This window comes from Janthinobacterium sp. P210005 (assembly GCF_036231865.1).
GTDB lineage: Bacteria > Pseudomonadota > Gammaproteobacteria > Burkholderiales > Burkholderiaceae_D > Janthinobacterium > Janthinobacterium kumbetense.
The window spans coordinates 364,363-388,494 of the sequence record NZ_JAZARC010000001.1 but is presented as its reverse complement, the minus strand read 5'-3'; the positions used below and the strand labels follow the sequence as shown (position 1 = coordinate 388,494).

Sequence of the window (24,132 nt, the reverse complement as noted above, 5' to 3'; positions counted from 1 at the left end):
CTACTCCTTGAAAGGGGATACGGACGCGGCCAGCAGCGCGGCGCGCAAGGCGCGCGGGCTGGCCAGGCGCAGGGTGGCGGCGCTGGGGCCGCTGCCCACTTTCACGCCCTGCCCGCCTGCTTGTTGAACAAAGACAAAGCCCGCCTCGTCGGTGGTGTCGTCGCCCGCGAACACGGGCCGGCGGCCGGCGAACGGGGTTTCCTGCATGAAGGCGGCGATGGCGCCGCCCTTGTCCGTGGCGGACGGCTTGGCTTCCAGAACCATTTTGCCATGCAATAGCAATACCCCTGGGCACGCTTGCACGACCGCCGTCATTTCTTGCATGCATAATTGTTCGAGTTCGGGCGCCAGCCGGTAATGCAGGGCCACGGCGCCCCGCTTGCGCTCCACCAGCAAGCCGGGGTGCATCGCCGCCAGCGCCTGCGCGCGCGCCAGCACGGGCGACACGTCGGGCGTGGCCGCCACGCTGAACGTGCCATCGGCGCCGCGCCGCTCCACGCCATGCACGCCCGCCACCGGCAACACCAGGGGCGCCAGCATGGCGTCGATCTGCGTCACGGGACGCCCGGAAATGACGGCCAGCGCGCCCCCATGGCGTTCGGCCAGCAGCGCCAGCGCCTCAATGACGCCCGCTTCCAGGCGCACGCCGTCGGGCGTGGGCGCCAGGTCGACCAGGGTGCCGTCGAAGTCGAGGAAAACGGCTGTGCCGGGCGTACCCAGCAACTGCAGCAAGGCCGCGCTATCGTCAGGGGTCTCGACCATCAGATCATCCCCTTGCGCCGCTTGATGCGGCTGTGGGCGTCGATCTTGGTCATGACCTTGTCGCGCTGGCGCAAACGGGCCGCGTCCAGCAGCATGCGCCCGGCCCAGCGGTACACATTGAAATGTTTCACGCGGGCCCGCATGCTCTTCATGCGCTCGCGCTGTTCCACCGGCGGCATCACGAGGGCGCGGTACAGGGCGTCCGCGCCCTGCTCGATGTGATACGGGTTGATGATCAGCGCTTCGTGCAGCTCGCGCGCGGCGCCCGTGAATTGACTTAAAACAAGTACGCCCAGCTCGTCGTCGCGCGCGGCGATGAATTCCTTGGCCACCAGATTCATGCCGTCATGCAAGCTTGTCACCATGCACACTTCCGAGGCGCGGAAATAGCGCTGCAAGTCGTCCTGGCCGTGGTGCTCCGCTTTCAGCAGGATGGGCACGTAATCTCCGCTGCCGAAACGGCGGTTGATGCGCTCGACCATCTTGCGCACCCTGGCGTCAAAACTTTGATATTCATCAAGCGAAGCGCGGCTGGGAGCGGCGATTTGCACAAAGGTAAAATTGCCCACCATGCCAGGCTGCTGTTCCAGCATGCGCTCGACGGCCTGGAAGCGCTCGACGATACCTTTCGTGTAATCGAGGCGATCCACGCCAATGCCCAGCAAGTGGTCTTGGGCCACGCCCAGCTCGCTGCGGATCTGTGCGCGGCAGGTGGCCACGTCGGGCTGCGCCGGGTCGTCCTCGGGCCAGGCGATGGAAATCGGGTAATCCTCGACCTGCGTCATCTCGCCGCCGTAGGAAATGGTCGACGCTTCCGGCTCGATGCGGGTTTCCAGGTAGCGGTCCACCGTTTCGAGGAAATTCTTGCGGTGGAATGGCGTGTGGAAGCCGAGGATGGTGCTGCCCAGCAAGCCATCGAGGATTTCTTCGCGCCATGGGCAAATGCCGAACGATTCGGAATTCGGCCAGGGGATATGCCAGAACGTGATGATCGTCGCCTTCGGCAAGGCTTCGCGCACCATGCGCGGCAGCAAGGCGAAGTGGTAATCCTGCACCAGCACGACGGGGTTGTCCGTCTTCGCTTCGGCGATCACAGCGTCGGCGAAGCGGCGGTTGACCTTCACGTATTGCTCCCAGTCGGACGAGCGGAACACGGGGCGCACGTGGGCAATATGGCACAGCGGCCACATGCCCTCATTGGCGAAACCATAATAATAGCCCTGCTCTTCCTCTTCCGTCAGCCATACGCGGCGCAAGGTATAGCTGGGATTGTCGGGCGGCACGGGAACATGGTCGAGCTTATCCACCGTCTCGCGGTCGGCGGAACCGGCGCCATGCGCGATCCACGTGCCGGAACAGGCGCGCATCACGGCTTCCACGGCCGTCACCAGGCCGCTGGCGGGACGTTGGACGGCGATGCCGGTATCTGTTTTCGTGTGGATGTACGGTTCGCGGTTCGACACCACCAGCACTTGATCTCCCGCAAGATCCGCTTCCAGCAAGCCGCGCAGCTTGTCCGGCGTCCAGTCGGACGACCAGCCGTTATCGCCCTGGCGTTCCAGATGGTATTCCTGCAGCAATTCGCGCAGATCGCCGATCAGCGGCTGCATTTCCGGCGGCGGCGCGGGCGCGGCGGCGGGTGCGGCGGCGGCCACGGCTCCATTACTTTTCGGCAACAACTCGCCCCGCAGAATATCTTTCACGGCCGACAGCCAGCCGCGCCAGCTCAGGTGGGCCACGAACACGGTCATCAGGGAAATCAGCACGGCCAACACGGCCAGGAAGGCAAAGATGAAACGCTTGGTATCCGTATTGCGGCGCTCGACAAAGCTCATGTCCTGCACCAGCACCAGCCGTCCCAGCTGGGACGCATCCTGCATCACGGGCGTTTCGCTGAGGTGGACCTGGCCTTGCGGCAATTGCGCCAGGGATTTGTACAGGCCGCCCGTGGGAGGCGTGCTCCAGCAGCCGATGGAAGTTGGGTATTGCGCGGACTGGTACAGCAAGTGGCCGGCGTTGTCGCAAAAGCCGATGGCGATCAGGCGTTCGTCGCGCGTGGCGCCCTGGAACAGTTCTTTGACGCGCGTGGCGTCCTGCGCGGGCAGGTATTCGGTGAGCGAGGGCCGGAGGGTTCCAGCGAGCAATTCTGCCCGGCTGTCGAGGTCGCGCACGTACCAGCGCAGGGTGATATTGTCGAGCAGGGGTACCACGATATAAGCAAACAATCCCAGCACCAGGGCCAGTGGCAGGATGAAGCGCAAGGACATTCGGAGTGATCGTACTATCATCGTTTTCCTTTGCAAAAACAAAAAGCATGGCAAGTATGACTATGTTTCCACTGCAGCGACGCCCGTTTGCTTTCCGTAGCGAAACGTCAACGTGGCATGGCGCAGCGCAGCAATTTCTTCCAGTATCCACCTTGACGCAGGTCTTATCCGTACGGCAACGCACGCCCCCGTTACGCCATCTGCCCGTAAAATACCGCTTCCGACATCCATTTCACTAAGAACAAGGAGTTTTCGCCTATGGATCTCAGCACGTTCCACTCGCTGATGGGAGGCCCGCTGCGCTCGGCGCTGACCGTGCTCGTTTCCGCCCTGCTCGTCACGGTGGTCGCCATCGGCGTGCACCGGGCCGGCATTGGTTTACTGAAAAGGCTGGCCAATGGCCGCCCGTTCACCACCAACGCCACGCGCGTGGCCTTCCGCGCCAGCCAGCTGTGCGTGATCGTCTTCGGCCTGCGCATGGTGCTGGCCGGCGCGCCCGACGACACGCCGGGCTTGCTGGCCATGTCGCATCTCGCCAGCGTGGCGCTGATCATCGCGCTGACCTGGCTGGCCATGCAATGCATCCAGGCCCTGTCCATCACGATTTCCGAAGTCAACCCCGTCGACGTGGCCGACAACCTGCGCGCGCGCCGCCTGATCACGCAAGCCCGCGTGCTCACGCGCAGCGCGCACGCCATCGTCGTCATCCTGGGCCTGGCCTTCGTGCTGCTGACCTTGCCAGGCGCGCGGCAGATCGGCGCCAGCCTGCTCGCGTCGGCCGGCGTGGCGGGCCTGGTGGCCGGTATCGCCGCCCGTCCCGTGCTGGGCAATTTCATTGCTGGGTTGCAAATTGCGTTTTCGCAACCCATCCGCATCGACGACGTGCTGATCGTCAATGGCGAATGGGGCAAGGTCGAGGAAATCAAGGGCACGTATGTGGTCGTGCGCGTGTGGGACGAGCGCCGCCTGATCGTGCCGCTGCAATGGTTCATTGAGAATCCGTTCGAGAACTGGACGCACAGCTCGTCCACCCTGCTGGGCACGGTATTCCTGTGGCTCGATTTCAGCATCCCGCTCGACCCGCTGCGCGCGGAACTGACGCGCATCTGCGAAGGAGCCGCGCAATGGGATGGCCGCGTCTGCACGGTGCAGGCGACGGATTCGAACGAGCGGGCCGTGCGCGTGCGCTTCCTCGTCAGTGCGGCAGATTCGGGCCTCGCTTTCGAGCTGCGCTGCATCGTGCGCGAGCAGATGCTGGCCTTTATCACGGCTAATTATCCGGACGGCTTGCCCCGCTTGCGCTCCACGCACGACCCCATCGAGCTGCACGCCATGCAGGCGCAGAACGACAGCGTGTCGCTGTACAAGGCGCAGCACAAGGCTTGACCAAACCTGCGGCGCGCTGCCCTCGCCCGCGCGCCGCTAGAATAAGGCGCATGAGCACCACTGCCTGGTTCATCCTGATCGGCTGCCTGATGCTGGCGCGTGGCCTGGGCGCCGACGGCATCGCGCGCCTGCCCTTGACCTCGGCCATGGCTTACCTGGGCGTGGGTCTGCTGCTGGGCCCCATGTTCCTCGGCCTGTTTGCCTTCGACCTGGTGCGGCAGGCGCCCCTGCTGGAAACCCTGACGGAAATCGCCGTCCTCATCTCCCTGTTTTCCGCCGGCGTGAAGATGCCCGTGCCCTTCAGCCTGGCGCGCTGGCTGCCGTCGCTGCGCCTGGCGTGGCTGTCGATGGCCCTGTCCGTGGCCCTGGTGGCGGCCTTCTCCTGCCTGGTGCTGGGCCTGCCCCTGGGCGCGGGCGTGCTGCTGGGCGCCATCCTCGCGCCCACCGATCCCGTGCTGGCCACGGACGTGCAACTGCGCCATGCGGGCGACAGCGAGCAATTGCGCTTCATCCTGACCAGCGAAGCGGGCATGAACGATGGCAGCGGCTTTCCTTTCGTCATGCTGGGCCTCGGATTGCTGGGCTTGCATGAGCTGGGTCCCCATGGCGCCACCTGGCTGTGGCGCGATCTGGTCTGGGCCAGCGCGGGCGCCATCGCCCTGGGCGCGGCCGGCGGCGCGCTGCTGGCGTGGCTGGCCTGGCAGGTGCGCGCCAAGGAACCGAAACACGCGATGCTGGACGACCTGGCGGCCCTGGGCTTGATCGCCTGCGTGTACGGCGTGGCGACCTGGCTGCACGCGTGGGGCTTTTTGGCCGTGTTCTTTGCCGGCGTGGCCCTGCGCCAGACGGAACTGCGGCTGGCCGGCGCGCCGAAAGACCGGCAAGGCTTGCTGCAAGCGGGGGAAACCCACGCCGCGTCCGCCGCCAGACCGCACGACGGCGAGGTGACGCTGACCGTCAGCGGCGAATCGCTCGTCTTCAAGGAACACCTGGAACGCCTGTCCGAACTGACCCTGGTACTGCTGCTGGGCGGCGCCGTCACGGCCGCCGCCTGGCGCTGGCAGGCGTGGAGCGTGGCGCTGTTCCTGCTGCTCGTGGCGCGCCCGGCCAGCGTGATGCTCGGCTTGCTCGCTTCGGGTACCAGCGTGCGCCTGCGCGGGCTGGCCGCCTGGTTCGGCGTGCGCGGCATCGGCTCGCTGTACTACCTCAGCTATGCCATCGCGCATGGCTTGCCGCGCGGGCTGGCGCGCGACCTGGCCGACATCACCCTGGTCGTCGTCATCCTGTCCATCGTCGCGCACGGCTTGACGGTCAAGCCCCTGCTGGAACGCTATTGGCGCAAATAGGCACCAGTCGGCCCACTTTGTCATTGGTTCAAAGCAATGTTTTGTCAATCGCCCCTATGTCGGGCGGAAATGTTGTTAAGATAATTAAAAATGGCAAAAGAGAGAATCAATGAAACGACGAAGCGTGCTGGGACTGGGCGTCTCACTGGCCCTGCTGCAAACGGGCTGCGCCACCGATCCGGCCAGGCTGGCGTGGGAAACGGAATTTGACGGCTTCATGCGCGATGGACTGGCCCGCACGGAAACGCCGGGCATGGGCGTGGCCGTGGTGCGCGGCGAACAGACCCTTTTCGCGCGCGGCTATGGCTGGGCCGACATCCAGGCCGGCAAGAAGGCCGACGCCAACACGGTGTTCCATGTCGCGTCCGTCAGCAAGCTCGTCACGGCCGCGGCCGTCATGATGCTGCTGGAACAGGGCGCCTTCCAGCTGGACGACAAGGTGGCGGCCTACCTGGACTTCCCGCTCATGCACCCGAAGTTTCCCGACGTGCCCATCACCTTTCGCCATCTGCTCAGCCACACCTCGGGCATTTCCGACGCCGTGTACGAAAAAACGACGGCGTTTGCCGTGCAGGGCGACCCGCGATTACCGCTGCGCGACTTCGTCAAGGGCTATCTGTCGCGCGGCGGCGCCTGGTACGACGCGGATGTGTCGTTTGCGGCACGGCCCGGCACGGAATGGCGCTACAGCAATGTCGGCATCGCCCTGCTCGGCTATCTGGTGGGCCGCGTGAACCCCGATGGCCTCGACGCCTTTACGCACGAGCACCTGTTCGAACCGCTGGGCATGGACCATACGGCGTGGAGCCTGGCAGGCTTGCCGCGGCGCGCCGTCGTCGCCCAGCCGTATGTGCACAAGGAGCCGGGCCTGCAAGTGCTGCCGCCCGTCGGCTATCCGGACTGGCCGGCCGGCCTGCTGCGCAGCTCGGCGCATGACTTCGCCCGCTTCCTGGCCATTTTCAGCAATGGCGGCCGGGTCGATGGCCACCGCTACCTGCAGGACGCCACCCTGCAACTGTTTTTCGCCCCGCAAGCGGCTCCCGTCGTGCCCGCCGATTCATCCGTGCGCCAGGCGCTGGTGTGGCTGCTGCGCGACGTCGACGGCAAGCCGCTGGCCACGCACAGCGGCGGCGACCCGGGCGCCGCGTCCGTCGTCTGCGTCGACCGCGCCAGCAAGACGGCCGTGCTGGCCTTTGCCAACGTCAGCGCGGACAAGGAGTTTCGTTCATTCCAGAAAGAAGTCGTGCTGCGCCTGCTGGCCCATGGGGGCAGCGGCGCGCCGGCGGCAAAGAAAGCCTAGGCGCCGAACCAGCCGCGCAGTTTCTCGGCGGCCCGTTCCTTGACGTCGGCCGTGATGTAGGTGGCGACCGTGGCAACGGCCGCCGCCAGCACGGCCAGGTCATCCGCATAGCCGACGACGGGCGTGATGTCGGGAATCGCGTCGATGGGCGAAATGAAATAGCCGAGCGCGCCGTAGATGGCCGTCTTGGCCCATAGCGGGGTGTTCGGCTGCTGCGCCGCGTAGTACAGCCACAGGGCTTTTTCGATGACTTCGCGCCCCGCCGTCTTGGCAAACTTGACGACCTTGTCCCAGAAGCTGTCATCCGTGTATTTCCTTTCATACTGCTTGTCGGCCTGGGGGGCGTGGTCTTCTTCCAGATTCTTTTTTCTGCCAAACATCTGCTGCTCCTGTCTGCCGCGCACGGCGTTACGAATGCGCACCTTAGCATAACGGCGCGCCGGGCGCGCGGCGTGCAAGGTAAGCTAGCGTCATGGAAATATCCGCCACCACCACGGCCCGCGCCGCCGGCCTGCGCTACACGGGCGACCACCAGCGCGGCATCGCCCGCCTGGGCAAGCCCGGCAAATTCCGCTACCGCGACGGGGACGGCCAGTTCCTGCGCGATGCCGCCGCCTTGACGCGCATCAAGGCACTGGCCATACCGCCCGCCTGGACGGACGTGTGGATCTGCCCGCACGCGACGGGACACCTGCAGGCGACGGGGCGCGATGCGCGGGGCCGCAAGCAATACCGCTACCATGCGCGCTGGCGCCAGGTGCGCGATGAAGTGAAGTACGAGCGCATGCTCAGCTTTGGCCGCGCCCTGCCCGCCATCCGCGCCGCCGTCGCGCGCGGTATGCAGCTGCCCGGCTTGCCCCGTGAAAAAGTGCTGGCCACCATCGTGCACTTGCTGGAATTGACGATGATGCGCATCGGCAACGAAGAATATGCGCGCACCAATAAATCGTTCGGCCTGACGACCCTGCGCACGCGCCACGTGCAGCTCGACGGCAACGCCGTGGCCTTCCGCTTCAAGGGCAAGAGCGGCGTGCGCCACGATATCCGCCTCAGCGACCGGCGCCTGGCCAGGGTGCTGCAGCGCATGCGCGAGCTGCCGGGGCAGGAACTGTTTCAATATGTCGATGAGGATGGCGCGCGCCACGGCGTCGATTCGGGCGACGTCAACGATTACCTGCGCGAAGTGACGGGCGAAGACTACACGGCCAAGGATTTCCGCACCTGGTCCGGCACCCTGCTGGCCGCGCTGGCCCTGCAGGCGTTCGAGCAGGTCGATTCCGAGGCGCAAGCGAAGAAAAACATCGTGCAGGCTATCGAGTCGGTGGCAAAAAAACTGGGCAACACGCCGACGATCTGCCGCAAGTGCTATGTGCACCCGGCCGTGCTGGAATCGTATCTGGATGGTAGCCTATGGGAAGGCATGCGCGCGCGGGCGCGGCAGCAATTACAGGAAGACTTGCCGGCGCTGGCGCCGGAAGAAGCGGCCGTGCTGGCCTTGCTGCAGCAGCGCCTGCAGGCTTGACCCCATCAAGCCTGGCGGGCCGGCTGGGGCTGGCACTGGGCCGACAGTGTGAGGGCGTCGCTGCGGCAGACGGGCAAGGCGCCGTGGCCTGCATCGCGCGCCACGGGCGCCGGGGCGGCATCGTCCGTCCGCGCCTCGTCCGTATTCATCAAGGTGGCCGCCAGGGTCGAGAAAGTAAACAGGCAAATCAGCAGGAACGGCTTGTTCACGTGGATGGACTGGACTGGCTTTTGCATCGCATACTCCGTCGGACTGGTTGGCTGTTGCAGCATGAACATCATCATCGCGTGTTTCCGCAAGGCATACAATCAGACAGTTTCGACAAGATAAGTAGGACAGCGCTGACAGGCTCAGCCATAAAGACCCATGTCGGCGGATTTGACACCGGCGCCGGCCCGCCTCAGCCAAGCCCTTGTTTTTACAGCACATTTTGTACGGGAACGCTTCCTGCTTGACCTCTTGCCTGGGCACGCTTGGCGCCAGTCAACGGGGGAACGATCATGGGCTTCATCAAACAGGTGCTGCTGGCGCTGCTGCTGTGCGCCATGTCCGCCGCGCACGCCACCCACATCGGCTACACGGCAACCGCGCTGGGCGGCACGCAGTGGCGCTACGACTATACCGTCAGCAATACCACCCTGGGCGTGCCCATCGGGGAATTCACCCTGTTCTTCGGCGTGGGCCGGTATGCCAGCCTGCACAGCGTTTCCACGGCGCCCGGCTGGGACGTGCTGCTGGTGCAGCCCGATCCCGCCATCCCCGCCAGCGGCTACCTCGACGCGCTGGCGCTGGCCGGCGGCATCAATCCCGGCGCCACGGCCACGGGCTTTTCCGTCACCTTCGACTACCTGGGCGCGGGCAGCCCCGGCGCCCAGCCGTTTTCCATCCTCGACCCCGTTTCCTTCATCGAACTCGACTCCGGCAGCACCCAGCCGGCCGCCATCGCCCTGCCCTCCACACCCTGGCTGCTGCTGGCAGGCGTACTGGCCATGCTGTGCCTGCGCCGCCGGCAGCTGGCCGCCGCCGCGCTGGCCTCATTGCTGGCGCTGAGCCTGTGCGCCTGCGGCGGTTCGAACGATCCCACGCAGCCGCCCACGCCGAAAGTCATGCTGGCGGCGGATGCGGATACGCTGGGGCCGGACACGGCCGTGCCCCTGGCGGCCAGCGCGGACGCCGGCCAGGCTGCCGGCCCCTTCACGGTGACGGCACTGCGCAAGGTGGGCGAGCAGCGCATCAACCGCCGCACCTACGAATACACGTTCCGCATCAGCATCCGCAACAATGGCAGCGAAGCGGCAAGCAACGTGCGCGCCATCCTGGCCAGCGTGCCCGCCGGCGCCGGCATCGTGGACGACAGCGTGCTGGCCGGCGGCATCGACGCGGGCGCGACGGTCACCCCCGACGACACCATCACCCTGCGCATCGACCGCACGCGTCCGTTCGAGCTTGGCGGCCTGGCGTGGAACATCACGTCCGGCGCCAGCGTGGCGCTCGACCCCGTGCGCCCGGCGCAGGTGGTCAGCCTGCCGCTGGCCGAACTGGGCTTTCCCGCCGGCGCCGACAAGGTCGCGGTTAGCGGCGCCGTGACGGACGTGCTGCTGAAAGATGGCAGCCTGCGCTTTTCCACCCCGGGCGACACGGGCGAAGACCAGCACGCGCAGTTTTTTGTCACCAAGAGCAACATCGTCACCACCCTCGAGCTGCTGATCCAGAGCGAGCTGCCGACCGCCCTGCACGTGTATGTCGAACCGCTCGAGAACGGCTCGCTGCCGCCCGCGCCGCCGAAGCTGGCCATCGGCGGCCTGGGGCCGAACAATACGCTGCAGCCTGGCGGCCTCTCCTTCCGCCTCGAGGGCGTGGCGCCGATGAACCTGCGCAACGACAGCGGCGGTTTCCTGGCGGCGCAAGGCGGCGCGACGGTGGCCATCCATTCCTACTGGGTCTTTCATGCGGACACGGGCAGCTTCAGCATCAGCGCCACGGCCATGCAGCAACTGCTGAACGTACTGCCGGCCGGCGCGCTGCAGCTGCACCTGAATTTTGTCACGCAGGATGGCGAATTTGCCGTGTCGTACGCGCTCACCGTCATCAAGGCCGCCACCGTGCTGCAGGGCCAGATGCGCACGCCGGCAGGCGGCAACGCCAGCGGCCTGGCCGGCAAGAAAATCTTGCTCACTGGCTATAACTTCCACCTGCGCCGCGTGGCCGTGATCGACGCGGCGGGCGCCTTCCATTTCGACGGCGTCATTCCCGACACCTACCAGCTGACCCTGAACGATCTCGACCATCCGAATGTCGTCGGCATCAGCACGGCCATCTTCCCCACCAGCACCATCGTCAACGTCAGCATCACCTACCCGTATGCCGCCGGCCCCGGCTTGCAGGCGACGACGGCGCCATGGACCGCCGCAGCCGTGACGCAGGATGGCGCCGCGCCGCCGGCGCGGCAAGCGGCGCAGGCCATGGCCGCGCCGGCGCCGGCCACGCCGCAGGTTGAGGACGAGGACGACACGCAGTCCTTCACCGCCACGGCCGGCCCGCAAAACCAGACCGTCGTGCGTCCCTTCAGCTACACGGTACCGAAAGGCACGCAGGACGTGGGCGTGAAAATCACCGTCAGGACGGCGGAATATCCCACCTACACGACCCAGCAAAGCCAGTACAACGATACCTGGTCCTACGTCGTGGTCGGCTTGCCGGGCGTCGACCTGGCAAGCATGGGCGCCGTCAACCAGTCGCATTTCACGCAAGGCACCACCGTCAGGACGGAATGCGTGGATGTCAGCCAGGCAACCAGGACGGGGCCGCTCCTCATCACGGGCGCCGTCAGCGCCACGAATATCGGCGACAGCCTGCTGGCCACGCTCACCACGGTGGAACTGAGCCTGGCCTGCAAGGGCTTGAAGATCACGCGGGCGCGCTTGTTCCCCATCAATGCGGACCTGCATCCCGTGCTGCAGCCGCGCAATCTCACGCACAACCTCCCCGGCCCCTACGTGTCCGTGCCGCAGAACACGCCCGACCAACACACCATCTCACTGGAAGTGCGCTATTCGCCGGAGCGGGTCAACTTGACCGAGGTCAATATCGGCATGTCGGCCGATGGCGCCAACCCGGCCTTCAGCACGGTCAATCTGCTCGACCAGGCCAACATCCGCGGCAAGGACAGGATCACCTTCCCGCGTCTGAGGCTGCCCGACTTCCCGGGGCCGAAAATCGACAGGAAAGCCGTGCTCACCGTCCGCCTGAAGGGACGCGTCGGCAATGCCAACGCCGTGTCGGACCCCGCGGAAGGGGGACAAGTGGCGCTCAAGGGCGACACGGCGTTTATCCCGCTGTATCTTGCCCACAACGAAGCGGCGCTGGCGAAGCGGCGCTACGGGCCGCGCGATGACGGCGGCGATTCGTGGGCCACGCGCCTGACCATCGCCTGGCTGGCGGGAAAACCCTACCGTTTCAACGATATCAGCGGCCAGCACGTGACACAGGAGGCATCAGGCCGTTCCATCCTCGACCACGACGGCCACAGCGATGGCCAACAGATCGACATGCGCTACGCGGATGGCGCGGGCGGCTATTCGGACGAGCTGGGCGGCCTGGGCAATGGCGCCGCCATTTTGCAGCTGATCAACGATGCGGAAGCGGAAGTGGCGGCCGGCCTGCCGAAAAAGCCGAAACTGGCCAGGCTGGGGGCGTGGATCACGGCCAACCGGGCCATGCTGACCCTGGAAGCGGGCGCCGCCAGCACGCGCGTCGTCTACATCGGCCACCGTTTCATCAAGCTGGCCCTCATCGACGGCTGTTTCGCCAGCCCGCCGCACGCGCGGATACCGGGCGTGCCGGTGTGGACCAAACCCCTCAAGGTGAGCATCGACCCGTCCCACTTGCACCACTGGCATCTGAGCATGACGGCCCATCCTTGAACAGCCGGGCGGCGCCCCGGACGTATTCAGGCAGGCAAGTCGGACAGTTCCAGCTCCGAAAACCCCGCCCGGCGCCGCGCTTCCAGGTTGAACGGGCCGCGCAGGGTGGGCGCTTCGTAGCGCAGCGCCAGCTCGGCATAGGTGGCGCGCAGTTCCAGCCCCCGCTGATCGCACAGGTAGCCGTACCAGCGGTTGCCGATCTCGACGTGCCCCACTTCATCGCGCAAGATGATGTCGAGGATGGCGGCGGCGGCCATGTCTCCCGCCTGCGCCAGCTTGGCCCGCAGCGGCGGAATCGCGTCCAGGCCCCGCGCTTCCAGGGTGCGCGGCACCAGCGCCATGCGCGCCAGCACGTCGCCGCGCGTCTTGTCGACCATTTCCCACAGGCTATCGTGGCCGGGGAAGTCGCCATACGTATGGCCCAGCACCTGCAGGTGCGCCTGCAGCATGGCGAAATGCGTCGCTTCCTCCTTCGCCACGCGCAGCCAGTCCGTGTAGTATTCAGCGGGCAGGTCCGGGAAGCGCCACAGGGCGTCGAGCGCCAGGTTCATCGCATTGAATTCGATGTGCGCCAGCGCGTGGACGAGCATGGCGCGTCCTTCCGGTGTGATCATCGAGCGCCGTCCCACCAGGCGCGGCGGCACCAGTTCCGGACGCGCGGGCCGGCCCGGCACGGCGCCGGACGGCGCCAGCGGCGCCTTGACGTCCAGCGCCAGCCCGGCTGCGGCCATGGCCGCCACCATCGCCACCTTCGTTGCCGGGTCCGGTTCGAGCAGGCAGGCCAGCGCAAACGTGCGCAATTCCGCTGGCGCGGTGGAGGTCAAGGGAGATGGTTGCATGGGGCTGCTTTCTGGCGCGTTGCTTGGTAAGGCGCGCAGTGTATCAAATTGCCTGCCCCACGAGCCAGTCGGACAGCGCCTGCACTCTGGCCGGCAGCGGTGTGCGCGCGGCGTGCACGAGGTAATACGCCTGCGGGCTGGCCAAGTTGAATCCGCCGAACGGCAAGACCAGCTGGCCGCTGACCAGCCACGGCTGCACCAGCTGGCGCCGGCCCATGGCCACGCCCGCGTGGTGGATGGCCGCCTGCGCGCACAGGTCGGCGCGGTCGAAGCGCAGGCTGCGCGCGGGCAAGGTCACCTCCGGCGCCTGCCCGTCCAGCCACAACCGCCACTCGGCATCGGGCGCGCAGGCGGGCCAGGCCAGGGTGTCGTGCAGCAGCGTCGCGCCGGACAAGTTGTGTGGCGCATCGAGCAAGCCGTGGTCGCGCGCATACTGCGGGCTGCAGACGGGCGCCAGCCATTCATCCATCAGCTTGCGCGACACGAGGCCGGGAAAGTGGCCATCGCCATAGTGCAAGGCCAGGTCGACCTGGCCGGCGCGAAAGTCGACGGCGTCATTGCCCACGCGCAAGTCAATCGACACGTCCGGATACTGCGCAGCGAAGCCCGTCAGGCGCGGCACCAGCCAGCATTGCGCGACAGACGGGCGCGCATGCACGGTGACGCTGCCCGCCAGCGCATCGCTGCCGGCAAGGGCCGCATGCAGGCTGTCCCAGCCAGTTTGCAGGGCCGCGAAGATGCGCTCGCCGTCTTGCGTCAGCCTGACTTGCCGCGTCAGGCGCTCGAACAAGCGCAGCCCCAGCCCCGCTTCCAGCCGCGCGATACGGTGACTGACAGCGCTGGGCGTGAGCGCCAGTTCCTGCGCCGCCAGCGCGAAACTGGCATGGCGCGCCGCCACGAGAAAGGTGTGCAGGTTGGCGAACTGGCTGGCCGTGAGCGTGGCCCCAAGCGTGGCCCTGATCGGCGCGCCGGCCGGCATCAAGCGGCTCCGGCCGCCAGCAAGGCGCGGCCGCGCGCCACGTAGGCGGCCATCTCCTGCTCCGGCACCATGCTGCCGCCCGTGCCCCACACCAGATGCGTGGCCGTTTCCAGGTGCTGCTGGTATTGTGGCGCGGCCAGGACGGGCCGGATGCCGGCGAAACCGGCCACGGCGGACGGTTCCAGGCGCAAGCCTTGCGTTTGCTCAAGCGTCGCCAGCAAGCGGTACAGTTCTTCATCCGTCACGGTGGCGTAGCCGTCGATCAGCCGCTGCATGGCGCGTCCGACGAAACCGGACGGGCGTCCCACGGCCAGGCCATCGGCGGCCGTGACATTGTCGATACCGATTTCCTGCACGCTGATTCCCTCGTGCAAGCCCGTGTGCACGCCCAGCAGCATGCATGGCGAGTGGGTCGGCTCGACGAAGACGCAGTGGACGGCGTCGCCAAAGGCCAGCTTCAAGCCGAAGGCCACGCCGCCGGGGCCGCCGCCGACGCCGCACGGCAAGTACACGAACAGGGGGTGGGCCGCATCGACCGCGACGCCGCTTGCGGCGAACTGGGCTTTCAGGCGCTGGCCCGCCACCGCGTAGCCGAGAAACAGGTCGTGCGAGTTTTCATCGTCGACGAAGTGGCAGGTCGGGTCGTTCTCCGCCTGCCTGCGCCCCGCTTCCACGGCCACGCTGTAGTCGGTCGCGTATTCGACGACGGTGACGCCGTGGCTGCGCAGCTTGTCCTTTTTCCATTGCCGCGCGTCGGCGGACATGTGCACGGTGGCGCGAAAGCCCAGGCGCGCGCTCATGATGCCGATCGACAAGCCCAGATTGCCCGTGGAGCCGACGGCGATCGCATACTGGCCAAAGAAGGCGCGCACGGCGTCGCTGGCCAGCACGCCGTAATCATCGCCCTCCTTCAGCAAGCCGGCGTCGAGCGCCAGCGTTTCCGCATGCTTCAGCACTTCATAGATGCCGCCGCGCGCCTTGATGGAACCGGAAATGGGCAAATGGCTGTCCTGCTTGAGCCATAGCTGACCGTTCGTCATGCCAAGCGCCGCCTGCATGGCGGGCAGCGGCACGACGGGCGACTCGATGACGCCGCCGCTGGCTTGCGTTTCCGGAAACGCCTTGGCCAGATATGGCGCAAAGCGCGCCAGGCGCGCGCTGGCCTGCGCCACATCATCCGCCGTCAAGCCCACGTCGTGCAAGGCCTCGGCCGCCGGCGCAATGCGGGGATTGAACCAGCTCAAGGGCTGCAAGGCCATCAGTTCTGTAATCAGGGGAAATTTTTCGCACAGCGCGGCGATGGCGGAAGTGGGCAGCATGGCAACCTCGGAAAGGAACAAGCCATGATTAGACCGCATCCGGACGCGCCTGGCAAAGGATGGTTGATCAGGCAACAGGTGACGGGAGATCACCTGTGATGCCGCAACAGAAAAAAAGGCTATTTGCCAGGAGCAAGCGCCCTGGATTTTCTGCTGCTCAAGAACGATGCGATAAACACGGCTGGAAAACAGGCCAGCCACAGATAGCATCCGGCGCCGAATCCCAGCACCGCGTAAGAACCATTATCACTAGGAATTTCTTTAATGCCAAAGGTGGTCAGTGCCAGCACAAAGCCAAAAAAAACGGCCAGCATCGCGGCACTGGGCTTCTCTTTCGAAAAATACATGGCAAAAATAAGCAGCGGATTGGCAAACCAGGCAAAACTGCCGGCCAGCGGCCCTAGCCAGCCGAGCAATAACACGCCCCCACCCAGCAAGACTTCGTGGGAGTCCACGATTGCCGTTAAAAACAGGGATGCCACATATGCAACAACGCTCAGGGACAGCACGATGGCGGCGGCATCTTCGCCGAGTATTTTTTGATATTTCACAGGTTTCCGATGGCATGAACGGGTGAAACAGGACGACGATGAATTAACCAGGAAAAGTAATCCCCTTACGGCTTTAGCGGCACGGCACCCACTTCAGACCACCCCCGCAAGCCTCGCCATCGCACGCCTGTGCGGCAAACGCCGAAAACAGGACGCCATGCAGCATAACAAATTACCAAGAAGAAACATGCGCACATTGTCACAAGCACCTGGCCAGCGCCGATGCGGTGCATACGGCAAGCGCCTTCCCCTCCTGCGTCGGCAACGGGAAGGCGCCATTGCTGTTAGAACTTCAGCTGCAGCCCCAGATCAATCGACCGGCCCTCGGCCGGCAAGGCTTGCAGCGCGCCGCCATTCGCCTTCAAGCCCGACAGGTACACGCCGCCCAGCGGGTCCGCGTAGGCGCGGTTGAACAGGTTGCTCACGCCCGCGCTCAGGCTCGCCATCTTGCCCAGCGCCACGCTGCTGCGCAGGTTGACGAGGGCATAGCCGCCCGTTTCCGGTTCGAAGCGGCGCGCATCGACCTTGTCCTTGCGGGCCACGATCTTCGTTTCGATGCGGTTGCTCCAGGCGCCCAGCTTGTGCTCGACGGCCAGCAAGGCGTTGAACGGCATCATGCGGTACAGGTCGCCGCCATCGCTGCGCTTGCCCCGCGTATAAGCGGCATTGCCCATCACCATGAAACGGCCCCAGCGGGCACTGCTGGCCAGCGGCAGTTGCCACGCCACATTGGCGCCGTACAGCTTGGCGTCGTGATTGGCAAAGCGCAGCAAGTTGCCATTCGCGCCCATTTTCATGTACGGATGGAAAGACGCCAGCACGTCGACATCGATGTAATTGTCGACCTTGCTGTAATAGGGGTTGACGCGCACGAACCAGCCCTCCTCGCCACCGCCATGCCAGTCGGCCGTCAATGCCGCCGTGTAAGCCGTCTCCGGCTTGAGGTCGATATTGCCCACATAGCCGTTGCCATCGCCAAACCAGTTGGTCATGGTCATCGCCATCGAACCGCGGCCCCAGGAATAACGCTCGTACAGATTGGGCGAGCGCACCTTGCGCGCCAGCGCGAATTCATAGCTGCTGGCCGCATCGGGCGCAAACGTCGCTTGCGCCGAGGCATCGATATTCGTGTCGCGCTGGCTGCGGCTGCGCGCATTGAAAGCCTTGGCGGCCATCAGGTCCGGCATGTTCATCATGTTGGTGCCGTACGATTGCACGTCGCCCGTGTCCATGCGCACGGATTCGCCGCGCAAGCCCAGCACGCTGGTCCAGCGCGCATCGTGGCGCGTTTCCAGTTCGCCAAACAGCACGGTGCGGTCGCGCTTGCCGTCATTGATGTTCAGGTAAGTACGCGGCCCCATCATCATGGAACCGGGCACGGCCGGCCAGTAATCGTCGAGGCGGAAGCCGTGCCACTCCTGGCCCAGGCGCAACTCGCCCGCCGCCGTCGGCAAGCTGGCCATCAGCGCATAGCCCGTGTTGCGCCCATGCGTGAGCATCGGCATCGAGCCCTTGCGCTCGCTGCTGAAGAAGCCCATCTCGTGGTCCGTCTGCTGCCAGTAGGCACGCGCGTCCAGCACGCCCCAGCCGAATTCGCCCTTGTAAGCGAGATTGGCGAACTGGCCATGGTTGTCCGTCATATCCATGTACTGGTTGGAAAAACCCTGGTACGGGATGTGCTGCACGCCGGCGCGCAGGGTCAGCTGCTGGCCCTGGCCTTTCGCCGCCAGCACGATGGACTGGTTGATGCTTTCATACATGCTGGCCAGCACGGTGTTGCCATGGCCGTCTTCATAGCTGTGGCCGCGCGTGTAAGCGCCGCTGTAGCCGACGCTCAGGGTATCGCTGGCGGCCGACGCATTCACGCTGGTCGCCACGCTGTTGTTGACGCTGCGTCCCGAGACGGCAAAGCTGCCTTGCGTCAGCAAGCCTGCGCCGGGCCGGGCGAACACGGGCGCGTTCGACTGCACCTCGATGGTGCCGGCGATGCTGTCGCCGCCCGCGCTGACGGGCGTCACGCCCGCGATCAGGCGGATGCGCTGCACTTGTTGCGGATCAATGTAGGACAGCGGCGCATTCATATGATTGGCACAGGCGGACGTCAGTTCCATGCCGTCGATGCGGATCTTGATACGGTCATCCGCGAAACCATTGACTACCGGCAAGCCGGACACGCCGCCTCCGGCCGCCACGCTGTAGCCGGGCGTGCTCGACAGCATCAACGCCGTGTCGGCGACAGGACGGTAGCCGTCGCCTATGGCCGTGACGATGACTTTCATTTCGGGCAACACGGTGGTGCCGGCTTCGGTACGCGTTTGCGCCACGGCAGGCATGGCGATGGCGAGGGAAATCAATAACGGTAAATGTTTCATGGTGCTGCTTTCAGTTTCTGTATGGGCAAGACGAACAGGCGCCAGCGCACGACAAGTGCGAGGCAAGGCCGTTCAGGGAAAGGACAGATCAGAAAGCGGCGGGCGGGCCACGGGGCTGGACGGGCGTCCAGGCGAACAATGGCGTGGCGGATTGGTAGAACAACTCGGGCAGCAAGCCCTTGATGAGTTCGCCGGAAGCGAGCACGAGGGAGGTGGGCGGTATCGCCAGGGTGTCGGCATGCATGCTGCAGCACGGGCAATCGCCCATGCGCATGCCGCCCTTGGCGGGATCGGGCGTGTCCGTGGACAATTTCACGGGCAGCATGTTCATGCCGCCCGCCACCGAGCAAATCTCGAAGCTGGGCACGGCCTGGCCGCTGGCGACCGTGAACGCGCGCGACAAGGTGGGGGCGAGCGCCGCCATGAGGATGGCGAGGCACGCGATCCACAGGACGACGACGGCGCGGCCTTGGCGAATAAACATGGCGGCATTATAGCGACCGCCCTGCCCTGCAGCCAGCCATGTGGTCAAAGAAACTTTACAAAGCGTCCAGTTTCTTGATCTCGGCCTGCAAGTCCTGTTCGCTGAGCGGCAAGTAGCCCTCTTCGCTATCTTGCTGGGCCAGAATGATGGCTTGTCCCTGCGGCGACAGGGCCAGCTGCAAGTACGCTTTCACCAGCGGATCGAGCCCCTTCCCCGGCGTGCGGTTCACGTACAGCTGCACGGGCATGGTCAATGGATACTTGCCGGCGCGCACGGTGGCCTTGTCAGGACCGTAGTATGGCGTGCCCCGGGCCGCCGCCAGCGGCAGCACGCGCACCTGGTCCGAGATGGGTGCCGCATTGACCCAGCCCAGCACGGCAATGCCGTAGCGGTCGGCGGCCACGGCACGGATCACGGCTTCGCGCGAGGCCAGCGCCTCGTACCTGGCGGCAAACGGACGCTTGCCGAAACGCGCATGGCGCAAGCCCGTGGCGAAGCCGCCATCGTCGCGCAAGCCGTAGGCGTGGATGCGGCGCGGCGCCCAGTCCCCTGTCGCGCCCAGCTGCGACCACAGGTTGGCGTCGCCTCCCGGTGCGCCTGCCGTGAATGCCTGGCCCAGTTGCTCCATCGTCAAGCCCGCCAAGGGGTTGTCGCGGTGCACGTACACGGCGGGCGGCGTCTTCGCCGGCGGACGGGGACCGTGGCCGTTGTAGCCGATGCGCACGGGAGTGGCGTCGTAACCAAAGACTTGCCGGAAGGCAGCCTGATCGCCCGGCCACATGTCGCGCGTCAGCGGCGCAAACGCCGTGGCGCCCGCCGTCAGCGCGGGCATGCCGGCCGACGAGCCTTCCATGTGCAGGCTGAAGCGCACCTGCGGATGCTGGCGCGTAAACAGCGCGTTCAACTGCGTAATCACTTCTTCCAGGCCATCATTGCCGACGATGGCCACCGTGCCGTCACGGTTCACATAGGTTTGCGCGGGATCAACGGCCAGGGGCGCGGCCTGCACGGCGGACGCCAGCACGCAGCAAGCGGCCAGCGCGGTCTTTTTCAACAGCGTCATTCGAGTTTCTCCAGTTCAACCCTGGCTTGCGCGGCCGTCAGGGGCAGATAGCCGCCCGGCTGCGCGGCGATGATGGCCTGTCCTTCGCGCGACAGCACCAGGCGCAGGTATTCCTTTGCCAGCGGATCGACGGCCTGACCCGGCAAGCGGCGCACGTACAGGTACACGTAGCGGCCGTACGGGTAGCGTTGCGCGACCACTTCCTCGTCCGTGCCCGTCGTCGCCCGGCCATCCGCGCCCACGATGGCCAGCTGGCGCAGCTGCGGGTGCTGCACACCGAGCGCGGCCACGCCGATGCCGGCCGGGTCTTGCGCGATGCGGCCCGTGATGGCGGCCGTGTTGCCCAGCTCTTCGTGGCTGGCTGCCAGCGCCCTGCCCTGAAAATGTTCGCGCTGCAAGTAGTCGCCAAAGCCCGTGTACGCGGCCGTGCCGTACGGGTGGATCGCGCGCTCGCGCCATTCGCCGCTCAAGCCCAGCTGTCCCCAGCGGCTGAAGTCGCCGCCTGGATTGCCGACAGATAAAATTTGCGATACTTGCGCCGCCGTCAGCAGCGTCAAGGGATTGGCGCGGTTCACGTACACGGCCAGGGACGTGGCCAGGTGCTCGCCCGGCGTGGATGCCGTGTGCGCGATGCGGATTTCCAGCGCGTCGCGCCCCACGATCTTGCGGTATGGCACCAGCTCGATGGGATTGATGGCGCGGCCCATGGCGCCGAACAGCACCTTGTCGTGCATCAATAGCGGCACGGCGCTGCTGGTACCCTTGCAGTCAAACCCCAGGACGATGCCCGGATGGCTGGCCGAAAACAGGGCATTCCACTGGCCAACGACGGTAGCCACGTGTTCGGCGCCGCCTATCATGGCCGCGCCCGTCTTGCGGTCCAGGTAGCCGGCCGTGGCCGGCACCTTGACGGGCTGCGGCGCGTAGGCGGGCAAGGCGGGGTCGAGTGCGGCTGCGCCCGCTGCCGATGCGGACATGGCCAGCATCAGCGCCGCCAGCGACAAGGATGGGCTATTTGCCATCGCTGGCCCAGTCCACGGCCGCGTCGAACAGGCGCAGACCGGCCGGCGACAGATTCGTGAAGGTTTCATTGTCGAGGAAGAAGCTGACCCGGCGCGCAGGCGCCAGGCTGTCGTAATCCATGGTGGCGCCCTTTTCATAGCCGAAGATGGCAGCTTTTTCCGGTTCGCCATAGATGGTGGCGATGGTCGTCGCGCCCAGGCCAGGCTTGCCCCAGCTCATGGTGGCTTGCTTTTGATAAATATCTACCGTGCCGGCCGGCAAGCCGCCCGCCAGCGCGTGGGGCGCGTTGACCAGCCACACATAGCGCGACTTTTCCACCGTGCCATAGTCCACGCCGGCCCGCTTGCCCGTCATCGACATGTCGTCATACAAATCGTTTTCCCACGTCAGCACGGGCACCGTGACGTTGCGGTAAGCGCCCAGCAGGTCGCGGCCCCGGATGGTGGACGACAGGATCACCAGGTCCTTGCCTTGCGCGCCGGACACGGGCGCGTACTGGCTGTGCAGCGTGACGGCATAGCCGCGCGATTCCAGGTGTTCCTTGATTTTCTGGTCGAAAGGCAGGCTCTTGCCTTCCAGGCGCACCACCAGCAACACCTGCTTGCCAGGTGCAGTCTGCGCCGCCTGCACATGCAAGGTGCCTGCCAGCAGTGCCGCCGCCAGCGCGGCTTTGACGAGACGCATCACAGGTCCACCTTCATGCTCAGCTTGATGGCGCGCGGCGCACCGGACGCCAGACGCGTGCCGGCGCCAGCCCAGTAGCGCTTGTCGGCCGCATTTTCCACGTTCAGCTGCCAGACGACGGCTTTGTGCATGACCGTGCTCGCATAGCGGGCGCCGGCGCTGAACAAGGTCACACCGCCCAGGAATGCCTGGTTCAGGTCGTTGACGGGACGGGCGCTGTAGTAATACGCGCCGCCGTTGACGGACAGGCCAGGCACGGCGTCGAACGCGTAGGCGAGGAAGGCGCTGGCCGTGCGTTTCGACGCGTTTTCCGGCGCCTTGCCGTTGTAGTCGGCGTTGATGTGCTCGAATTTCGGGTCCAGGAACTGGGCCGAGGTTTGCCACGACAGCTGGCGCGTCAGCTTGCCTTGGGTCGACAGTTCCAGGCCACGGTAGCGCTGTTCGCCATCCGAAGTGAACACGTTGCTGCTGTTGGTGTAATAGCCGGGGCGCGTGATGTCGAACAGCGCGGCCGACACCAGGGTGCCGCCCGGCGTCAGCCAGCGCGCGCCCAGTTCCTTCTGTTTGCTCACGCCGGGCGCCATCTTGACGTTCTGGTTGACGGTGCCCGTCGGCCCCGTCTCGCCCTCTTCCAGGCCCCGCGCCGACGAGGCGTAGAACGAAATCGCCGGCGTCAGCTTGTAGACCAGCGACACCATGGGCGTCGTCTTGCTGACGTCATAGTGGCTGGCGCCCTGGTCGCTTTGATAGCTGGTGCGGCGCACGCCGATGACGCTTTGCCACTGCGGGCTGAAGACCATGCGGTCGAGCGCATACAGGCCCGTGTCGCGCGTGTCCAGCGCGGCCGTCGTCGGCGAAGTCGGCTTCGGGCCGAACACGACATTCGTCACGGGCACGGGGCTGTACAGGTTTTGCGATGCGATCGTGTAATTGCTCTGGTAGATAGGGTCTTGCGACTTGTCCGTGCGCGAGGCACCCAGGGTCAGTTCATGGGCAATGAAACCCGTATTGAAAGTGCCGGCCAGTTCCGCGCGCAGCAAGTCCGACGCCGTCACGTGATGCTGCATATTGCCCGTGATGCGGCCTGCTCCCGTGGCCAGTGCCGCCGCATTGTTCAGGCGGAAGATGGCCAGGCGGCGGTCGCGCGCCGTTTCCGAGTGACCCGCCTCGACCGTCAGGGCCCAGCCATCCGTGATGGCGTAGTCGGCGCGCAATTGCGCGTTTTTCGTCTGCGCCTCGAAATTCGACCAGTCGGGGCCGATCAGCTTGCGCGGGTCGACGGCGCGCGGCAAGCTGATCACGCCTTTCACGGCGGCCGGCAAGGCCACGCCCGCCTGCTCCGTCACCCGGCGGCGGTCGTATTCCAGGTCCGCTTTCAGCAGCAGCTTGTTCGTCACGCGCCAGTCCAGCGCAGCGGACACGAAGCTGCGGTTGCCGTTGCCCACATTATCCAGATAAGAACCCAGGGTGCCGCCGGCTGCATTCACGCGCACGCCGAATTCCTGCTCCGCGCCAAAGCGGCGGCCGATGTCCACGTTTGCCACGGCACTGCCCCGGTCGTCGAGACTCAGGCCCATGCTCGTGACGGGCTTGCTGCCGGCCCGCTTGGTGACGAAGTTGACCACGCCAGCCGGCGAGGTGAAGCCGTAATACAGGGCAGAAGCGCCCTTCAGCACTTCCACGCGCTCCTTGTTTTCCATGGGTACTTGCGAAAAGTTCATGATGGGCAGCGAGCCATTGAGGCGGTAATTCGTGCGGTTTTCCACGGCGATGCCGCGCACCACCAGTTGATCCCAGGTATCGCCGCCGTTTTGCTGGCGCGTCACGCCCGCCGTATTGCGCACGGCGTCATACAGGCCGGACACGGCTTGCTGTTCCAGCAATTCGCGCGTGATCACGTTGACTGTCGATGGCACGTCCATGATGTTGGCGCCACGGAAACTGCCCGCCTCGGTGGTGGTCGGCACCAGGCCTTGCGCGCGCGCACCCGTCACCTGCACCGCCTGCATGACTTTCTCATCGCCAGCCGTCAAGTCGTCCTGGCCGTTGGCGCCATTGGCGGCGCAGGCCGTGTGGGAAGCGAAAGCCAGCGACAAGGCGGCTGCCACTGGAAGTAGTTGCAAGGAAGGAAAAGCTGCGCGCATATAAACGGGTCTTTCAACAGAGAACAGTGATAGAAGGAAACTTCAAGTTACCGCGCATAATATCCGTAACGAGAATCATTCGCAATAAATAAGTGACAATTCGTGAGAATCAGAGAATTTCATAAGATAAACAGTCCGCCAGGCCGCCTGTTATCACTTGAACACGTT

19 protein-coding genes are annotated in these 24,132 nt (G+C 65.5%); 5 read left to right on the top strand and 14 right to left on the bottom strand.

Translation table 11 applies throughout. The features are described from left to right. Positions 1–762 carry a trehalose-phosphatase gene (gene otsB, locus VPH40_RS01585; RefSeq protein WP_328572439.1) on the bottom strand — a complete coding sequence of 254 codons (762 nt, stop codon included), beginning with the start codon at positions 760–762 and terminating at the stop codon, positions 1–3. Further along, a complete protein-coding gene (locus VPH40_RS01580) occupies positions 762–3,029 on the bottom strand; it encodes an alpha,alpha-trehalose-phosphate synthase (UDP-forming) (protein ID WP_328572438.1) in 2,268 nt (755 codons plus the stop codon). The genes otsB and VPH40_RS01580 overlap by 1 nt, the downstream gene beginning before the upstream one ends. A gap of 258 nt (positions 3,030–3,287) precedes the next feature. Here VPH40_RS01580 and VPH40_RS01575 point away from each other — a divergent pair, with 258 nt between their 5' ends. From VPH40_RS01575 to VPH40_RS01565, 3 genes are all read left to right on the top strand, one after another. After that, on the top strand, positions 3,288–4,415 hold the full coding sequence (locus VPH40_RS01575; RefSeq protein ID WP_099664189.1) for a mechanosensitive ion channel family protein: 1,128 nt from the start codon (positions 3,288–3,290) through the stop codon (positions 4,413–4,415). Between the two features lie 50 nt (positions 4,416–4,465). Then, on the top strand, positions 4,466–5,761 hold the full coding sequence (locus tag VPH40_RS01570; RefSeq protein WP_328572437.1) for a cation:proton antiporter: 1,296 nt from the start codon (positions 4,466–4,468) through the stop codon (positions 5,759–5,761). Positions 5,762–5,870: 109 nt separating this feature from the next. Then, positions 5,871–7,061 carry a serine hydrolase domain-containing protein gene (locus VPH40_RS01565; protein ID WP_305051777.1) on the top strand — a complete coding sequence of 397 codons (1,191 nt, stop codon included), beginning with the start codon at positions 5,871–5,873 and terminating at the stop codon, positions 7,059–7,061. On the opposite strand, the gene VPH40_RS01560 is transcribed toward VPH40_RS01565, so the two are convergent. Further along, on the bottom strand, positions 7,058–7,441 hold the full coding sequence (locus VPH40_RS01560) for a YkvA family protein (protein ID WP_328572436.1): 384 nt from the start codon (positions 7,439–7,441) through the stop codon (positions 7,058–7,060). The genes VPH40_RS01565 and VPH40_RS01560 overlap by 4 nt on opposite strands. Before the next feature lie 92 nt (positions 7,442–7,533). Between VPH40_RS01560 and VPH40_RS01555 the strand changes: the two genes are divergently transcribed. Further along, on the top strand, positions 7,534–8,583 hold the full coding sequence (locus tag VPH40_RS01555) for a DNA topoisomerase IB (RefSeq protein ID WP_328572435.1): 1,050 nt from the start codon (positions 7,534–7,536) through the stop codon (positions 8,581–8,583). Between the two features lie 5 nt (positions 8,584–8,588). Here the strand turns inward: VPH40_RS01555 and VPH40_RS01550 are convergent, their stop codons facing one another. Then, a complete protein-coding gene (locus VPH40_RS01550) occupies positions 8,589–8,819 on the bottom strand; it encodes a hypothetical protein (RefSeq protein WP_305051774.1) in 231 nt (76 codons plus the stop codon). A 264-nt stretch (positions 8,820–9,083) separates the two neighbouring features. On the opposite strand from VPH40_RS01550, the gene VPH40_RS01545 reads away from it, so the two are divergent. Further along, positions 9,084–12,506 carry a hypothetical protein gene (locus VPH40_RS01545; protein ID WP_328572434.1) on the top strand — a complete coding sequence of 1,141 codons (3,423 nt, stop codon included), beginning with the start codon at positions 9,084–9,086 and terminating at the stop codon, positions 12,504–12,506. A 26-nt stretch (positions 12,507–12,532) separates the two neighbouring features. Here the strand turns inward: VPH40_RS01545 and VPH40_RS01540 are convergent, their stop codons facing one another. From VPH40_RS01540 to VPH40_RS01495, 10 genes are all read right to left on the bottom strand, one after another. After that, positions 12,533–13,345, bottom strand: coding sequence for a ferritin-like domain-containing protein (locus VPH40_RS01540; RefSeq protein ID WP_305051772.1), 813 nt, complete (start codon positions 13,343–13,345; stop codon positions 12,533–12,535). A gap of 43 nt (positions 13,346–13,388) precedes the next feature. Further along, positions 13,389–14,324 carry a DNA-binding transcriptional regulator DsdC gene (gene dsdC / locus VPH40_RS01535; protein ID WP_328572433.1) on the bottom strand — a complete coding sequence of 312 codons (936 nt, stop codon included), beginning with the start codon at positions 14,322–14,324 and terminating at the stop codon, positions 13,389–13,391. After that, complete coding sequence (locus tag VPH40_RS01530) at positions 14,324–15,643, bottom strand: D-serine ammonia-lyase (protein WP_328572432.1); 1,320 nt, start codon at positions 15,641–15,643, stop codon at positions 14,324–14,326. The genes dsdC and VPH40_RS01530 overlap by 1 nt, the downstream gene beginning before the upstream one ends. Positions 15,644–15,762: 119 nt before the next feature. Further along, positions 15,763–16,194: a hypothetical protein gene (locus tag VPH40_RS01525; protein ID WP_289909669.1), complete on the bottom strand. Its 432-nt coding sequence runs from the start codon at positions 16,192–16,194 to the stop codon at positions 15,763–15,765. Positions 16,195–16,478: 284 nt separating this feature from the next. Beyond that, complete coding sequence (locus tag VPH40_RS01520) at positions 16,479–18,566, bottom strand: TonB-dependent receptor (RefSeq protein ID WP_328572431.1); 2,088 nt, start codon at positions 18,564–18,566, stop codon at positions 16,479–16,481. 88 nt (positions 18,567–18,654) lie between these two features. Continuing rightward, positions 18,655–19,050 carry a DUF2946 domain-containing protein gene (locus VPH40_RS01515; protein ID WP_328572430.1) on the bottom strand — a complete coding sequence of 132 codons (396 nt, stop codon included), beginning with the start codon at positions 19,048–19,050 and terminating at the stop codon, positions 18,655–18,657. Positions 19,051–19,105: 55 nt separating this feature from the next. Then, positions 19,106–20,113: a PstS family phosphate ABC transporter substrate-binding protein gene (locus VPH40_RS01510; protein ID WP_328572429.1), complete on the bottom strand. Its 1,008-nt coding sequence runs from the start codon at positions 20,111–20,113 to the stop codon at positions 19,106–19,108. Further along, the gene (locus VPH40_RS01505; protein WP_328572428.1) at positions 20,110–21,135 is read right to left on the bottom strand and encodes a PstS family phosphate ABC transporter substrate-binding protein; all 1,026 of its coding nucleotides are present in this window, start codon (positions 21,133–21,135) and stop codon (positions 20,110–20,112) included. Before VPH40_RS01505 ends, VPH40_RS01510 begins: the two co-directional genes overlap by 4 nt. Next, complete coding sequence (locus tag VPH40_RS01500; protein WP_328572427.1) at positions 21,125–21,820, bottom strand: hypothetical protein; 696 nt, start codon at positions 21,818–21,820, stop codon at positions 21,125–21,127. Before VPH40_RS01500 ends, VPH40_RS01505 begins: the two co-directional genes overlap by 11 nt. Next, positions 21,820–23,964, bottom strand: a complete 2,145-nt coding sequence (locus tag VPH40_RS01495) for a TonB-dependent siderophore receptor (protein ID WP_442906582.1) — start codon at positions 23,962–23,964, stop codon at positions 21,820–21,822. Before VPH40_RS01495 ends, VPH40_RS01500 begins: the two co-directional genes overlap by 1 nt. Positions 23,965–24,132: the final 168 nt, after the last annotated feature.